At 70.7% G+C, this 15,255-nt stretch carries 14 protein-coding genes and 2 tRNA genes; 10 read left to right on the plus strand and 6 right to left on the minus strand.

Annotated elements, in window-relative coordinates; translation table 11 throughout:
* The first annotated feature begins 2 nt into the window (after nucleotides 1–2).
* Nucleotides 3–380, plus strand: a complete 378-nt coding sequence (locus ACIQGQ_RS07820) for a VOC family protein (protein ID WP_402392078.1) — start codon at nucleotides 3–5, stop codon at nucleotides 378–380.
* A 180-nt stretch (nucleotides 381–560) separates the two neighbouring features.
* Here the strand turns inward: ACIQGQ_RS07820 and ACIQGQ_RS07825 are convergent.
* From ACIQGQ_RS07825 to ACIQGQ_RS07835, 3 genes are all read right to left on the minus strand, one after another.
* Nucleotides 561–633 (minus strand) — tRNA-Gly (locus ACIQGQ_RS07825).
* A 99-nt stretch (nucleotides 634–732) separates the two neighbouring features.
* A tRNA-Gly gene (locus ACIQGQ_RS07830) sits at nucleotides 733–804 on the minus strand.
* Between the two features lie 234 nt (nucleotides 805–1,038).
* Nucleotides 1,039–1,374, minus strand: a complete 336-nt coding sequence (locus ACIQGQ_RS07835; protein WP_352279795.1) for an Lsr2 family protein — start codon at nucleotides 1,372–1,374, stop codon at nucleotides 1,039–1,041.
* 523 nt (nucleotides 1,375–1,897) lie between these two features.
* Between ACIQGQ_RS07835 and purS the strand changes: the two genes are divergently transcribed.
* The 3 genes from purS to purL are packed head-to-tail and all read left to right on the plus strand — an operon-like array spanning nucleotide 1,898 to nucleotide 5,081.
* Nucleotides 1,898–2,158 (plus strand): phosphoribosylformylglycinamidine synthase subunit PurS, encoded by a 261-nt coding sequence (gene purS / locus ACIQGQ_RS07840; protein ID WP_176729353.1) that lies wholly within the window; start codon nucleotides 1,898–1,900, stop codon nucleotides 2,156–2,158.
* On the plus strand, nucleotides 2,155–2,835 hold the full coding sequence (purQ, locus tag ACIQGQ_RS07845; RefSeq protein ID WP_402392081.1) for a phosphoribosylformylglycinamidine synthase subunit PurQ: 681 nt from the start codon (nucleotides 2,155–2,157) through the stop codon (nucleotides 2,833–2,835). The genes purS and purQ overlap by 4 nt, the downstream gene beginning before the upstream one ends.
* The gene (gene purL / locus ACIQGQ_RS07850) at nucleotides 2,832–5,081 is read left to right on the plus strand and encodes a phosphoribosylformylglycinamidine synthase subunit PurL (protein WP_402392083.1); all 2,250 of its coding nucleotides are present in this window, start codon (nucleotides 2,832–2,834) and stop codon (nucleotides 5,079–5,081) included. The genes purQ and purL overlap by 4 nt, the downstream gene beginning before the upstream one ends.
* Before the next feature lie 68 nt (nucleotides 5,082–5,149).
* Here purL and ACIQGQ_RS07855 read toward each other — a convergent pair whose 3' ends face one another.
* The gene (locus ACIQGQ_RS07855; RefSeq protein ID WP_402392085.1) at nucleotides 5,150–6,667 is read right to left on the minus strand and encodes an MFS transporter; all 1,518 of its coding nucleotides are present in this window, start codon (nucleotides 6,665–6,667) and stop codon (nucleotides 5,150–5,152) included.
* Between the two features lie 144 nt (nucleotides 6,668–6,811).
* Here ACIQGQ_RS07855 and ACIQGQ_RS07860 point away from each other — a divergent pair, with 144 nt between their 5' ends.
* The 5 genes from ACIQGQ_RS07860 to purM all read left to right on the plus strand — a co-directional run bounded on the left by ACIQGQ_RS07860 (nucleotide 6,812) and on the right by purM (nucleotide 11,895).
* Nucleotides 6,812–7,477 (plus strand): TetR/AcrR family transcriptional regulator, encoded by a 666-nt coding sequence (locus tag ACIQGQ_RS07860; RefSeq protein ID WP_402392088.1) that lies wholly within the window; start codon nucleotides 6,812–6,814, stop codon nucleotides 7,475–7,477.
* A 57-nt stretch (nucleotides 7,478–7,534) separates the two neighbouring features.
* Nucleotides 7,535–8,335, plus strand: coding sequence for a sterol carrier family protein (locus tag ACIQGQ_RS07865; RefSeq protein WP_402392091.1), 801 nt, complete (start codon nucleotides 7,535–7,537; stop codon nucleotides 8,333–8,335).
* Between the two features lie 47 nt (nucleotides 8,336–8,382).
* Entirely contained in the window at nucleotides 8,383–8,904 is a 522-nt protein-coding gene (locus ACIQGQ_RS07870) for an META domain-containing protein (protein WP_402392093.1), read from the plus strand.
* 330 nt (nucleotides 8,905–9,234) lie between these two features.
* The gene (purF, locus tag ACIQGQ_RS07875; protein ID WP_352279784.1) at nucleotides 9,235–10,761 is read left to right on the plus strand and encodes an amidophosphoribosyltransferase; all 1,527 of its coding nucleotides are present in this window, start codon (nucleotides 9,235–9,237) and stop codon (nucleotides 10,759–10,761) included.
* Nucleotides 10,762–10,821: 60 nt separating this feature from the next.
* A complete protein-coding gene (gene purM / locus ACIQGQ_RS07880) occupies nucleotides 10,822–11,895 on the plus strand; it encodes a phosphoribosylformylglycinamidine cyclo-ligase (protein ID WP_402392096.1) in 1,074 nt (357 codons plus the stop codon).
* 178 nt (nucleotides 11,896–12,073) lie between these two features.
* Here purM and ACIQGQ_RS07885 read toward each other — a convergent pair whose 3' ends face one another.
* Both ACIQGQ_RS07885 and ACIQGQ_RS07890 read right to left on the minus strand, forming a co-directional pair.
* Nucleotides 12,074–12,328, minus strand: a complete 255-nt coding sequence (locus ACIQGQ_RS07885; protein WP_148837076.1) for a DUF3073 domain-containing protein — start codon at nucleotides 12,326–12,328, stop codon at nucleotides 12,074–12,076.
* 347 nt (nucleotides 12,329–12,675) lie between these two features.
* Nucleotides 12,676–13,767 (minus strand): Leu/Phe/Val dehydrogenase, encoded by a 1,092-nt coding sequence (locus ACIQGQ_RS07890; RefSeq protein WP_402392098.1) that lies wholly within the window; start codon nucleotides 13,765–13,767, stop codon nucleotides 12,676–12,678.
* A 175-nt stretch (nucleotides 13,768–13,942) separates the two neighbouring features.
* Between ACIQGQ_RS07890 and ACIQGQ_RS07895 the strand changes: the two genes are divergently transcribed.
* Nucleotides 13,943–14,785: a hypothetical protein gene (locus tag ACIQGQ_RS07895; protein ID WP_402392101.1), complete on the plus strand. Its 843-nt coding sequence runs from the start codon at nucleotides 13,943–13,945 to the stop codon at nucleotides 14,783–14,785.
* The last annotated feature ends 470 nt before the right edge of the window (nucleotides 14,786–15,255 follow it).

Here is a 15,255-nt window from a genome sequence, read left to right on the forward strand (position 1 = left end):
TCGTGATCGCGAAGCTGCAGTGTGTGGTGTTGGACTGCGCCGATGTCGTCGAGTTGTCGCGGTTCTACCAGTCGCTTCTCGGCGGCGTGGTGAACCGGCCGGATCCCCGGTGGTCGCTCGGCGAGGGCTGGGCGACGCTCCACACCGACGACGGGTTCGTGCTGGCCTTCCAGCGCGTGGAGGACCACCGCCCGCCGCGGTGGGCGGACTCCGCCCGCCCCCAGCAGTTCCACCTCGACCTGGGGGTCGAGGACCTGGAACGAACCCAGAAAGACGTCCTCGAACGGGGTGCCACGCTGCTCGACGCAGGGGACGGAAAGCGAAGCCGGCGCATCTTCGCGGACCCGGCGGGACATCCCTTCTGCCTCGTCCGGGACTGACAGGGCACGCCGCAGGGCCGACGGGGAACACCGCGGTCCCGGCAGAGGCAAAGGCCACCACGCGAGCGCGGCCGCCGTCGATCGTCACGAGTCGTGCGGATTACCGGCGGGACGGCAACCCGCACCGCAATACGACGAAGGCCCTGACTGATATCAGCCAGGGCCTTCGCTTCGTTCAAGAGCGGACGACGAGATTCGAACTCGCGACCCTCACCTTGGCAAGGTGATGCTCTACCAACTGAGCCACGTCCGCATTGCTTGCCGCTCATTGTACTCCCCGAAAGGAGAACCGTTGTGCGGCATGTGCATCACTCTACCCGATCCACCGGAGTGGTCGATAAGAGCGATGCGGAGCGGGTGACAGGAATCGCACACTGCGCCTTCCCCCTGGAAGGGAGATGTTCTACTACTGAACTACACCCGCATGCTCCGCGAGGTTTGGCTTTGCGGCCTTGCCCCTCGGCGTGATCCAGACTTTAGCCGATCAGCGGGGGTGCAACGCAAGTCGGTGCCCGCGAGGCCCCCGAAACACCCCGATGCCCCCTCCCGGAACGGCCCCGCCGCCGGGGCGCGCCCCGGCGAGGACCAGGAGCCCGGGCGGCGGACGACGCGCGGCGGGCCCGGGGCTCCGCGCGGAGCCACCGGCGCCGACGGCCGGTCAGCTCGCCTCGCGGAACGCCTCGTAGACCTTCTTGGGAATGCGGCCGCGGGCCGGCACCTCCATCCGGTGCGACCGGGCCCAGGCGCGCACGGCCGCCGGATCGGGGGCGAGCGAGGTGTGCCGGTAGGACGCGGGGACCTTGCCGTGCTTGCCGGCGTTCGACTGCTTCCGCCCCGCCGCCACGTACGGCGCGAGGACCTTGCGCAGTTTCTTCGCATTGGCGGGATTCAGGTCGATCTCGTACGACTTCCCGTCCAGGGCGAAGGAGACCGTTTCCGCCGCGGCTCCCCCGTCGATGTCGTCGGAGAGCGTGACCACTACGCGCTGAGCCACGGATATCGGTCCTTTCCTACGGTATCGGCGCCGTCCTGCGTGCGCCGATGCCGGCCTTCCGGCTGGTAGGCGGATACGGGGCCGGCGGGCTGCCGACCGTTTAGGGCAATGCTGCATTCCCCGGTAATCATTTGTACAGCGGTGGGCACCGCATTGGAAGCCCACGCAAATTACCTGCGCGTGTCAGCCCCGTATGCATACGCTGTCCCCGCATACCCCGCTCATGCATACCTCGTATACGCACCGCGTATACGCACCTCGCATACGGGTCGCCTTCCATGCCTACCAGCGGCTTCCGCGCAACACCGGTGGAGATTCTTTTTGCAGGACTTTCCCCTGCTGTTGTCGCATCCGATATCCGCACGTGATCTACGACTCCTTCCGCGGATCCTTCTGCGACTCCTTCTGCGGCCATCCATATCTACCCGCGTAGAATTTCTGGGCAGGTAGGCTGAGGGGACCTGCGGGGGTCTGGGGAACCCCCCGGAGAAACAGCCGCACCACACCACCACCGGGAGTGCCAGTGGCACGCGTCGTAGTCGACGTCATGCTCAAGCCCGAGATCCTCGACCCGCAGGGACAGGCGGTGCAGCGCGCACTGCCCCGTCTCGGCTTCGAGGGAATCGCGGACGTACGTCAGGGAAAGCGTTTCGAGCTGGAGGTCGAGGGGCCGGTCGATGATGCCGCCCTCAGCCGTATTCACGAGATGGCCGAGACTTTCCTCGCCAACACCGTCATCGAGGACTTCACCGTGAAGGTGGAGAAGGCCGAGGAGTCGAAGTGACTGCTCGTATCGGAGTCGTCACCTTTCCCGGCACGCTCGACGACAAGGACAGCCTTAGGGCCGTACGGGTCGCGGGCGCCGAGCCGGTGTCGCTGTGGCACCGCGACAAGGACCTGCATCAGGTCGACGCGGTCATCCTGGCGGGCGGCTTCTCCTACGGCGACTACCTGCGGGCCGGTGCCATCTCCCGCTTCTCGCCGGTCATGGAGACCGTCATCGAGCAGGCGAAGGCGGGCATGCCCGTCCTCGGCATCTGCAACGGCTTCCAGATCCTGACCGAGGCGCACCTGCTGCCCGGCGCGATGCTGCGCAACAACCACCTGCACTTCATCTGCCGCGACCAGAAGCTGCGCGTCGAGAACGCGGAGACGGCCTGGACCTCGGACTACGCCGCGGGCCAGGAGATCTCCGTACCGCTCAAGAACATGGACGGGCGGTACGTCGCCGACGAGCGCGTGCTCGACGAGCTGGAGGCGGAGGGCCGCGTCGCCTTCCGCTACCTGGACATGAACCCGAACGGCTCGCTGCGCGACATCGCCGGCATCACCAACGCCGCGGGCAATGTCGTCGGCCTGATGCCGCACCCGGAGCACGCCGTCGAGCCGCTGATCGGCACCGGCCGCACCGACGGCCTCGGGTTCTTCACCTCGATCATCAAGAAGCTGGTCAACGCATGAGCCTGGATACGGTCAAGCACGCGGCCGAGACCCCGGACACCGGGCAGCCCTGGAAGGAGCTCGGCCTCAAGGAGGACGAGTACGCCCGGATCCGCGAGATCCTGGGCCGCCGTCCCACCGGCGCCGAGCTCGCCATGTACTCCGTGATGTGGTCCGAGCACTGCTCCTACAAGAGCAGCAAGGTCCACCTCAAGCAGTTCGGCGAGAAGGTCCCCGCCAACGACGCGATGCTCGTCGGCATCGGCGAGAACGCCGGTGTGGTCGACGTCGGCCAGGGGTACGCGGTCACCTTCAAGGTCGAGTCGCACAACCACCCCTCGTACATCGAGCCCTACCAGGGCGCGGCCACCGGCGTCGGCGGCATCGTCCGCGACATCCTCGCCATGGGTGCCCGCCCGGTCGCGGTCGTCGACCCGCTGCGCTTCGGCGCGGCCGACCACCCCGACACCAAGCGCGTCCTGCCCGGTGTCGTCGCGGGCATCGGCGGCTACGGCAACTGCCTGGGCCTGCCGAACATCGGCGGCGAGGTCGTCTTCGACGCCTGCTACCAGGGCAACCCGCTCGTCAACGCCGGCTGCATCGGCGTGATGAAGCACGAGGACATCCACCTGGCCAAGGCCTCCGGCCCCGGCAACAAGGTGATCCTCTACGGCGCCCGCACCGGCGGCGACGGCATCGGCGGCGTCTCCGTGCTGGCCTCGGAGACCTTCGAGTCGACCGGCCCGGCCAAGCGCCCCGCCGTCCAGGTCGGCGACCCGTTCCAGGAGAAGCTCCTCATCGAGTGCACCCTGGAGATCTTCCAGGAGAAGCTGGTCGCGGGCATCCAGGACCTCGGCGGCGCCGGGCTCTCCTGCGCCACCTCCGAGCTGGCCTCGGCCGGCTCCGGCGGTATGCGCGTCGAGCTGGACACCGTGCCGCTGCGCGACTCCTCGCTCTCGCCGGAGGAGATCCTCATGAGCGAGTCGCAGGAGCGCATGTGCGCGATCGTCGAGCCGCAGCACGTGGACCGCTTCCTGGAGATCTGCGAGAAGTGGGACGTCATCGCCACCGTCATCGGTGAGGTGACCGAAGGCTCCCAGCTGGAGATCTTCTGGCACGGCGAGCAGATCGTGGACGTGCCGCCGCGGTCCGTCGCCCACGAGGGCCCGACGTACCACCGCCCGTTCGCCCGCCCCTCGTGGCAGGACGCGCTCCAGGCCGACGACGCCGGCAAGCTGGCCCGTCCGGCCGACGGCGCGGAGCTGCGCGAGCAGGTCCTCAGGCTGGTCTCCTCCCCGAACCAGGCGTCGAAGTCCTGGATCACCGACCAGTACGACCGGTTCGTGCAGGGCAACACCGTGCTCGCGATGCCCGAGGACGCCGGCATGGTCCGGATCGACGAGGAGTCGAACCTGGGCGTGGCCATGGCGACCGACGGCAACGGCCGGTACGCCAAGCTCGACCCGTACACCGGCGCGCAGCTGGCGCTGGCGGAGTCGTACCGCAACGTGGCCGCCTCCGGCGCGAAGCCGCTCGCGATCTCGGACTGCCTGAACTTCGGTTCGCCGGAGGACCCGGACGTGATGTGGCAGTTCGCCGAGGCCACCCGTGGTCTGGCGGACGGCTGCCTGGAGCTGGGGACGCCGGTCACCGGCGGCAACGTCTCGCTGTACAACCAGACCGGTGAGACGGCGATCCACCCGACGCCGGTCGTGGCCGTGCTCGGTGTGATCGACGACGTCAACCGGCGTACGCCGGTCGCCTTCGCGAAGGAGGGCCAGCTCCTCTACCTGCTGGGCGACACGCACGAGGAGTTCGGCGGCTCGGCCTGGTCCGAGGTCATCCACGGGCACCTCGGCGGCATGCCGCCCAAGGTGGACCTGGCCCGCGAGAAGCTGCTCGCCAAGATCCTGATCTCGGCCTCCCGCGACGGCATGATCGACGCGGCGCACGACCTCTCCGACGGCGGTCTGGTCCAGGCGGTCACCGAGTCCTGCCTGCGCGGCGGGAAGGGTGCCCGGCTGGTCGTGCCGGACGGGCTGTCCGCGTTCACCTTCCTCTTCTCCGAGTCGGCGGGGCGCGCGGTCGTCTCCGTGCCGCGGAGCGAGGAGCTGCGGTTCAACGACATGTGCGGGGCGCGGGGTCTGCCCGTCACCCGGATCGGTGTCGTGGACGGCGAGGAGATCGAGGTCCAGGGCGAGTTCGGCATCCCGCTGAGCGAGCTGCGCACCGCGCACGAGGAGACCATCCCGGGTCTGCTCGCCTGATCCGCGTCCGTTCCTGACGGCTACGGCCCCGCCCCTCTCCGGGGGTGGGGCCGTACGCGTAGGGACGTTCAGCGGTGGAGCGGCGCGGGCACGGGCGCCTGCGGGTCCTCCTGGTCCTGCGGGTCCTGGCGGTCCTGGTGGTCCTGATGGGACGGCAGCCGGGTCGCCAGTACGGCCGCCAGGAGCATCAGCCCGGTGGCGGTCCAGAAGACCACGTTCGTCGACGTGACGAAGGCGTCCAGCGCCTGGCGGCGGGCGTCGCCGGTCAGCCGGCCGATGCCGCTGGTCATGCCGCCGGGTCCGCGGGCCGCGTAGACCCTGCTGAGCACGGTTCCGAAGAGCGCGGCGCCCAGCGCGCCGCCGAGGGTCTGGAAGAACCGGACGCCGGTGGTGGCCACGCCCAGCTGCTCGGCGGGGGCGACGTCCTGGACCAGCTGGATCAGCTGTCCCACGAGCTGTCCGAAGCCGATGCCCATCAGCAGCAGCGCGGTGCGGACCGTCCAGAGGCTGGTGTCCGTGGCGAGCGTGGCGAGCAGCGCCAGGGCGGCGGAGGCGCTGAGGGTGCCGCTGACGACGAAGGCCTTCTGCGACCAGCCGGCCGCGGTCAGCCGGTCGGAGAGCAGTCCGACGCCCGCCATGCCGATGGCCATCGGGACCAGGTAGAGCCCGGCCGACGAGGCGCCGATCCCCCGGACGACCTGGAGGTAGATCATCACGTAGACCATCGAGCCCATCATGGCCGCGCCGACCAGTCCCTGGACGGCGAAGCCGTACCGGATGCCGCGGATCCTGAACAGGCCGGGCGGCAGCACCGGTTCGGCGGCGGTGGCCTGGCGGCGTACGAAGAGGGCGAGCGCGGCAACGGACGCCAGGACGAGACCGATGACCTGCGGGGACGTCCAGGCGTACTCCTTTCCTCCCCACTCGGTGACCAGCAGCAGCATGGTGGAGAAGGCCGCCGCGAGTCCGGCGCCCAGGAAGTCGATCGCACGGCGGGTGGTCCGTGCGGGCAGCCTCAGCACCCGGACCGCCGCGGCCAGGACGGCGAGGCCGACCGGCAGGTTGACGTAGAAGATCCACCGCCAGTCGGCGTGGTCGGCGAGGGTCCCGCCGAGCCACGGCCCGAGCGCCATCCCCGCCCCCGCGACGATCCCGCCGACGCTGCCGCCCTTGCCGCCGCTGCCGCCGTCCTCCTTCGCGGGGTCCCTGAGCTCGCGCAGCACGACCATGGTGACGCTCATCAGTCCGCCGCCGCCGACGCCCTGGAGCGCCCGGGCGGCGATCAGCCAGCCCATGGAGCCGGCCATTCCGCACAGCGCCGACCCGGCGAGGAAGGAGGCGACGGCCCCGATGAAGACCTGCTTGGCACCGAGTACGTCGCAGAGCTTCCCGTACAGCGGCAGCGCCGCGGTCGCGGCGAGCTGGTAGGCGGCGATCAGCCAGGGGATCTTGTCGATGCCGTGCACCGGGTCGAGGTCCCTGACGATCGGCACGGTCGCCGCCGAGACGATGTTCGTGTCGAGCACGGCCAGCAGGATCGTGGCGATGCAGAGCACGAACCCGATGGTGCGCCGACGGTCGGTCATGACGGTTGGTCCGGGTGCGGACATGACGGATTCCCCCCTCCGGGCGGCGTGGCGCCGCCGTGGCAGGGCACCACCATGACGCAAGAAAATATAGTGAGTCAAGAATTAATCTTGGCTCAAGATTCATCCTGGTACAGTACTGCCATGACCGAGGGGATGAGCCTGCGGGAGCGCAAGAAGCTCCAGACGCGGCACCGCCTGCTGGCCGCGGCCGGCGAACTCTTCACCGAGCGCGGCTTCGACAACGTCTCGGTCGCCGAGATCGCGGAAGCGGCCGAAGTCTCGAAGATGACCGTCTTCAACTACTTCGCCAGCAAGGAGGACCTGGTCCTCTCCCCCCTGGCGGAGCACGTCGGCGACGTCGCGCGCGTCGTCCGGGAACGGGCCCCCGGCGAGTCCGCCCTGACGGCCGTGCTCGGGCAGTTCCTGGCCGGGGTGGCGGGCCGCGACCCCTCGATCGGGATGAGCGACGCGCCGGTTCCGCTCGGTGTGCGCCGGCTGATCGTGGAGACCCCGGCCCTGCTCACCCGGGCGCACGCGTTCTCCATGCGCTCCTTCGACCTGCTCGCCGAAGCCCTGGTCGAGGAGGGCGAGGAGCCGCACATTGCCCGGATCGCGGCCGCCCAGCTGATCGCCACCCGCAACAGCCTGATCCACGCGAACCAGGTCCGGCTGCTGGCGGGCGAGCCGGCGGACACGATCGCGCCGGACGCCGTCGCGCTGGCCGAGCGCGGTTTCGGCCTGCTCGCCACCGGCCTGGCCGACTTCGCGGTCCGGCCTCCGGAGCACGAGGACGCCCGGACCCCGTGACCCCGCGGCCCCGAAACCCCGGCCACGGCCCGCCGGACACGCCCTAAGCTCCCGGTCATGCAGCCGCCCCGGAAACGCGCCCGCCGCTACGACCCGGCCAGGACCCGCGCCGCGGTCCTCGCCCAGTTCGCCCAGGTACGGGAAGCCGTACGCACCCTGACGCCCGAACAGCTCGCCCGGCCCACCCGGCTCGGCGACTGGACCGTGCGTGACCTGGCCGCCCACCTCACGCTGGCGGTCTCGGCCGTCCCGCGCTCCCTGGAGCTGCCGGAACCCGCCGCGGGGACCCCGGTCCTGGCGCTCGTCGAGTGGCCGTTGGCCACCGCGGACCTGGCGGCCGGCATCGCCGACGACACCAAGAGGCTCGCCCTGGACCACCCCGACCTGGAGGCGATGTACGCGCGGACCGCGGAGCGGTTCGACGAGGTGCTGCCCGGGGCCGACGGCGAACGGCTGCTGCCGACGCGGGTCGGGGCGATGCGGCTGGCCGACTTCCTCGTCACCCGCACCGTCGAGCTGGTCGTGCACACCGACGACCTGAACGAGGCGACCGGGCTCGACATCCCGTACGACCGGCAGGCGCTCGCCGCCTGCACCCGGCTGCTCGCCGACGCCCTCGCGCAGAAGGCGCCCGGCGGCTCCGTCGAGGTGCGCGTGCCGCCGTTCGCGGTCGTCCAGTGCGTACCGGGCCCCCGGCACACCCGCGGCACCCCGCCCAACGTCGTCGAGACCGACCCGCTCACCTGGATCCGGCTCGCCACCGGGCGTACGGAGTGGACGCGGGCCCTCGACGGGGCGGAGGTCGACGCCAGCGGGGAGCGGGCCGACCTCGCCGCGCTGCTGCCCCTGATGGGCTGAGCGAGGCCCCGGGGGAACCGGCGCACGGGCCGCGCCGTCCCAGCACCATGCGCACCCGACGAACAGCCCCGCCCCCGGGAACGGCCGCGGCCGCTCTCGCGTCCCTCGCCCTGCTCACCCTCACCGCCTGCGGCACCGGGCGGACGGACGGCGCCGGAGCGGCCGGTGCCGTCGCGCCCTCCGCCTCCCCCGCCACCCCGCTGACCGGCACCGTCTGGACCGTCGCGTCCCTGAGGTCCGGCCCGGACGCCCCGCACCGGCCCCTGCCCACCGGCGCGGAGGGGGAGGCCCGGCTGACCTTCGGCGAGGACGGCTCCGTCCACGGCACCCTGGGCTGCAACTCGGTCCGCGGCACGGCGAGGATCAGCGGCTCCACCGTCACCTTCGGCCCGCTGGAAAGCACCAAGATGATGTGTCCCGACCCACGGATGGAACTGGAGCGCGCCGTGTCGGCGATCCTGGACGGCCGAACGACGTACCGGACCGGTCCGCGCACCCTCACCCTCACCGCGGCGGACGGCAGGGCGTTCACCGCCACGGCCGGGAAAGCCGCCACCACCGCTCCCTGAGCCCCCGGCCCGGACATCGCGATGTGAGGCTCGCCACGAAACGCGCGTTCGGTCGGACCCCGCGCCGGACCTCCGGACGCCTCACCGAGCGCCACCACCCCACCCCGCCGCCCCCGAGGATCGGCTGGCCGGAACTCGACGGTAACCGGGCCCTGATCCGGGCGCTCACCGCCCCGTGGCCCGATCGAACCCCCTTCCGCCACCGACCGGATGTCACGCGGAGTGACTGACCGGAAGGGGGGCGGGACCGGTGTCCGGACCGCTTCCCCGGTGGTCCGGCCCGCTGTCCCGAATTCGGACCAGTGGTCGATCTCGCCTACACTCAGTGGCGTGCCTCGTGGTGATGGACGACTCAACCACGACCTGCTCCCCGGAGAGAAAGGCCCCCAGGACGCATGCGGCGTCTTCGGTGTCTGGGCTCCGGGCGAAGAGGTCGCCAAGCTCACCTATTTCGGACTGTATGCCCTGCAGCACCGTGGACAGGAGTCCGCGGGCATCGCAGTGAGCAACGGGTCGCAGATCCTGGTCTTCAAGGACATGGGACTGGTCTCGCAGGTCTTCGACGAAACGTCTCTGGGATCGCTCCAGGGCCATATCGCGGTCGGTCATGCCCGCTACTCCACCACCGGTGCCTCGGTGTGGGAGAACGCGCAGCCGACGTTCCGTGCCACCGCGCACGGCTCGATCGCCCTGGGTCACAACGGCAATCTGGTCAATACGGCCCAGCTCGCCGAGATGGTCGCCGAGCTGCCCCGCAGGGACGGCCGCGCCACCCAGGTCGCCGCGACGAACGACACCGATCTGGTGACCGCCCTGCTCGCCGGCCAGACCGGGGAGGACGGTGAGCCGCTCACCATCGAACAGGCCGCCGCGAAGGTGCTCCCCGATGTGCGGGGCGCCTTCTCCCTCGTCTTCATGGACGAGCACACCCTCTACGCCGCCCGTGACCCGCAGGGCATCCGCCCGCTCGTCCTCGGCCGACTGGAGCGCGGCTGGGTGGTGGCCTCCGAGTCCGCCGCCCTCGACATCTGCGGCGCCAGCTTCGTCCGCGAGATCGAGCCGGGCGAGCTCGTCGCCATCGACGAGAACGGCCTGCGCACCTCGCGGTTCGCGGAAGCGAAGCCGAAGGGCTGCGTCTTCGAGTACGTCTACCTGGCCCGCCCCGACACCGACATCGCCGGGCGCAACGTCTACCTCTCCCGGGTGGAGATGGGCCGCAGGCTCGCCGCCGAGGCCCCGGTCGAGGCCGACCTGGTGATAGCGACGCCGGAGTCCGGCACGCCCGCCGCCATCGGATACGCGGAGGCCAGCGGCATCCCGTTCGGTGCCGGACTGGTGAAGAACGCCTACGTCGGCCGCACCTTCATCCAGCCCTCCCAGACCATCCGGCAGCTGGGCATCCGCCTCAAGCTCAACCCGCTGCGCGAGGTCATCAAGGGCAAGCGCCTGGTGGTCGTCGACGACTCGATCGTCCGCGGCAACACCCAGCGCGCGCTGGTCCGGATGCTCCGCGAGGCCGGTGCCGCCGAGATCCACATCCGGATCTCGTCCCCGCCGGTCAAGTGGCCCTGCTTCTTCGGGATCGACTTCGCGACCCGCGCCGAGCTGATCGCCAACGGCATGTCCGTCGAGGAGATCGGCACGTCGATGGGTGCCGACTCGCTCGCGTACATCTCGCTCGACGCCATGGTCGAGGCGACGACGATCGCCAAGCCGGACCTCTGCCGCGCCTGCTTCGACGGCGAGTACCCGATGGAGCTCCCCGACCCCGAGCTGCTCGGCAAGCAACTGCTGGAGACCGAGCTGGCGGCAGGCCCGGCGGCGACCGCGGCGTCCGACGCGCTGCGCCGCCCGTGACGGCTCCGCCGTACACCCCCGGCCACCAGCCCCGTATCTCCACACGAAAGATCCCAGGCCATGTCTGAGACAACAGGTGCTTCCTACGCGGCAGCGGGCGTCGACATCGAGGCCGGCGACCGCGCCGTCGAGCTGATGAAGGAGTGGGTGAAGAAGACGCAGCGCCCCGAGGTCGCGGGCCTCGGCGGCCTCGGCGGCTTCGCCGGCCTCTTCGACGCCTCGGCGCTCAAGCGCTACGAGCGTCCGCTGCTCGCCTCCGCCACCGACGGCGTCGGCACCAAGGTCGACCTCGCCCGCAAGATGGGCGTGTACGACACCATCGGCCACGACCTCGTCGGCATGGTCGTCGACGACCTGGTCGTCTGCGGCGCCGAACCGCTCTTCATGACCGACTACATCTGCGTCGGCAAGGTGCACCCCGAGCGGGTCGCGTCGATCGTCAAGGGCATCGCCGAGGGCTGCGTCCTCGCGGGCTGCTCCCTGGTCGGCGGCGAGACGGCCGAGCACCCCGGCCTCCTCGGCCCGGACGACTTCGACGTCGCCGGTGCCGGTACGGGCGTGGTCGAGGCCGACCGGCTGCTGGGCCCGGACCGTATCCGCAAGGGTGACGTGGTGATCGCCATGGCGTCCTCCGGACTTCACTCCAACGGGTACTCGCTGGTCCGGCACGTGGTCTTCGACCGGGCCGGCTGGTCGCTGGACCGCCAGGTCGAGGAGTTCGGCCGCACGCTGGGCGAGGAGCTGCTGGAGCCCACCCGGATCTACTCGCTGGACTGCCTGGCACTCACCCGTACCACCGAGGTGCACGGCTTCAGCCACGTCACCGGCGGCGGCCTGGCCAACAACCTGGCCCGGGTCATCCCGGACGGTCTGCACGCCCGGGTCGACCGCTCCACCTGGACGCCCGGCGCGGTCTTCGACCTGGTCGGCCGCACCGGACAGGTCGAGCAGCTGGAGCTGGAGAAGACGCTGAACATGGGCGTCGGCATGATCGCGATCGTCCCGGCCGACTCCGTGGACGCCGCCCTCACGACGCTGGCCGACCGCGGGGTCGACTCCTGGGTCGCGGGCGAGATCGTCGAGCGCGGGGAGCACACCTCGGGCGCCGAGCTCTTCGGCGGATACGCCCGCTAGGAACGGGACCGGCCCCCGGGCCGCCCGGACCCACGATGTCCGTCACTCCCCCGACCGCCGTACGGCCGACAGGCCCGGCGGCCGGGGGACAGCGGAAGCCGTTCACCCGCCCCGGACCGGAGCAACACAGAACCCGGTCCGGGACAGGCCCGGACCGGGTTGATGTGTCAGCGCGAGGTCAAGCGCCGCGGCGCTGTGACGACGGACCGGACTTGTCGTCCTCGTCCTCGTCCTCGTCGTCGTTGTACAGATCCGCGTACTGTGCGTACGGGTCATCCTCCTCGTCGTCCTCGAACGGCTCCGCGTTCGGTGGCTGACTAGAAGGTGATGCGCCCAGCTCATTGGCCAGACGCGACAGGTCAGTCCCGCCGGTGCTGTACTTCAGCTGGCGGGCGACCTTGGTCTGCTTGGCCTTTGCCCGGCCGCGCCCCATGGCTCGACCCCCTCGGTGACGGGGCTCGACGGCCCCAGAGTCTTGACACGCGTTCATGTTTCAGGACGGACTCTCGGCTGAGAGACCGCGCCCGTAGGGCTTCAACGGTACCTGCTTCCGTGGCCATACGGTACGCCGCCCGCATCACGCGCCCCGGAAGCAGACCTGCGAGGAGCCCCGTCCTCGCTGGTCAACTGCGATTTTAACCTCTTCTTGGCATACGACCCGCCGACCGGCGTGAGTCTTCTCTCGCCGGCCGGCGGGCCGGTGGACCACAGGTGTCACGGAGGGTGTCGCGATCGTGTCGCGACACTCGGTGCGGACGCGGGGTGACGCGTCCGGCACCGTCAGCGGCGGCGGGCCTCGGCCATCCGCTGCTCGGCGATCCGGTCGGCCGCCTCGGCCGGCGGGATGCCGTCCTCCTTCGCACGTGCGAATATCGCCAGCGTGGTGTCGAAGATCTTCGACGCCTTGGCACGGCACCGGTCGAAGTCGAAGCCGTGCAGTTCGTCGGCGACCTGGATGACCCCGCCCGCGTTCACCACGTAGTCGGGTGCGTACAGGATCGACCGGTCGGCGAGGTCCTTCTCCACGCCGGGGTGCGCGAGCTGGTTGTTGGCCGCGCCGCACACCACCTTCGCGGTGAGCACCGGGATGCTCTCGTCGTTCAGCGCGCCGCCCAGTGCGCACGGGGCGTAGATGTCGAGGCCCTCGGTACGGATCAGCGCGTCGGTGTCCGCGGCGACCGCGACCTCGGGGTGGCGCTCGGTGATCCGGCGCACGGACTCCTCGCGGACATCCGTGATCACGACCTCCGCACCGTCCGAGAGCAGGTGCTCGACCAGGTGGTGCCCGACCTTGCCGACGCCGGCGACCGCCACTTTTCGGCCACGCAGCGTCGGGTCGCCCCAGAGGTGCTGGGCGGAGGCCCGCATGCCCTGGAAGACCCCGTAGGAGGTGAGCACCGACGAGTCGCCGGCACCGCCGTTCTCCGGCGAGCGGCCGGTGGTCCAGCGGCACTCGCGGGCGACCACGTCCATGTCGGTGACGTACGTGCCGACGTCGCAGGCCGTCACGTAACGCCCGCCGAGGGAGGCCACGAACCGGCCGTAGGCCAGCAGCAGCTCCTCCGACTTGATCCGCTCGGGGTCGCCGATGATGACGGCCTTGCCGCCACCGTGGTCGAGCCCGGCCAGGGCGTTCTTGTACGACATGCCGCGCGCGAGGTTCAGCGCGTCCGCGACGGCCTCCGCCTCGGAGGCGTACGGGTAGAAACGGGTGCCGCCGAGGGCCGGGCCCAGGGCGGTGGAATGGAGGGCGATGACGGCTTTGAGCCCGCTGGCCCGGTCCTGGCAGAGCACGACTTGTTCGTGGCCCCCCTGCTCCGAGTGGAACAGGGTCTGCAGAACGTCGACGGGCACGCCGGTCACATCGGTCACTGTGGTGACTCCCAAGTACGAAGCGGCGACGACCCTCCTGAAGGTGGGGAGGGTCGCGGTCGGGCCGGCACGGCCGGTCCGACCGGGCACGAGCGTATGTCCTGCGGGGACGCGGATCGGCCGTGGTGCCCGGGATCACCCCCCTGCGGAGTACGGGCGTGACACGATCTGCTGCATGTCGGTGGTGTCTTCGGTGCTCGTCCCGTATGCGGCCTATCTCCGGGTGTACGAGCCGCTGGCCGCCTTCCCGGAACCCGAGCGCGCGCACTGGGCGCGGTACGCGGGGCGGCCCGGGACGCCCACGGTCCAGGACGAACTGCGCCGTTCGCTGGCCGACTTGGCGGCCACCCCGCCCGCCGTCGTACCGGCGCACGAGAGCGGGGACGCGTTCGTCGCGGAGGTCGACGGGGTGGTGTGCGTCTGCCCGTGGCGGACCCGGCTGCGCGGCTGGCTGGCGATGGAGGGGCTGACCGAGCTGTTCCCCGCGCCGGTGCTCGACGCGGTGCTGCCGCCGGTGGTGCGCGGGCAGGCGATGGCGGACCACGAGCGGTGGGCGGAGCGGAATCCGGACGCCCGGCCGTGGATCCGTACCGCGCTGTGGCAGGTGCCGGTGCGGTGGTTCGTGCTCTTCTCCGACGAGGAGCGGGAGCACACGGCGGGCGGGGACGGGGCGGTGCCGGTGCTGCGGTACCGGACGCCGATGGTGCAGGCCCGCCGCCGGCTGGCCCGCGGGCTGAAGGCGCTGCGGGAGTCGATGGCGGAGGGCCCGCTGACCGAGGGACTCGTCGACGTGGGGCGCTGGCTGGAGGAGTTCCATCCGCGGGCGCTGGTCGAGCTGGACTACGGCGGCCTGGTGCACGCGCTCCCGGCGGAGCATCTGGCCTCGGACCGGTCGGCGGCCGACGTGGCGGAGGGCATCGCGGCGCTGCGGGCCGGGGACGCCGAGGCGGCGAGCGAGGCGTACGGGCGGCTGGCCGAGCGCTGGCGTGCGGTGAGGGACCGTCAGTTCGCGAACTGACGGTCGGCGGACGTGCGGGCGCGGAGCGGCCCTGTCGGGGCGTGGACGGCCGTGGACGGCCGTGGGTGGGCCTTCGGGCGGGCCGACATCCGCAGGTGTCGACGTGTTCACTGTGATCAGTGAGGCTGAAGAGGCAGAATCACACTTCTGTGGCTCCAGGACCTACGTCCCGAACCGGGCCTTTGACTCAAGCGTGATGGACGGCACTAAATGGGCTCTTGCGCCGTTCCCCACCCCTCATGCCAAAATAGGACAAGGAGCCCGGGGCGGGTTCTCTCCGTCCAACTAAGGGCGGATTGCTCTGCATTGCGCGCTATGGGGGGTCTGATGGCTCCTGATCGCTCTGTGACTGATCGTCACTGCGGGGTGACTGTCCGCTATGGCATGGTCCATCGGCTTCCGTCGCTGATGAACACCTGGGAGGGCAATTCCATCGGTTTGGCCGACGTGGCTGGACGGATGGTGTAGTT

The sequence above is a fragment of the Streptomyces sp. NPDC092952 genome (genome assembly GCF_044754785.1).
Classification (GTDB): Bacteria; Actinomycetota; Actinomycetes; order Streptomycetales; family Streptomycetaceae; genus Streptomyces.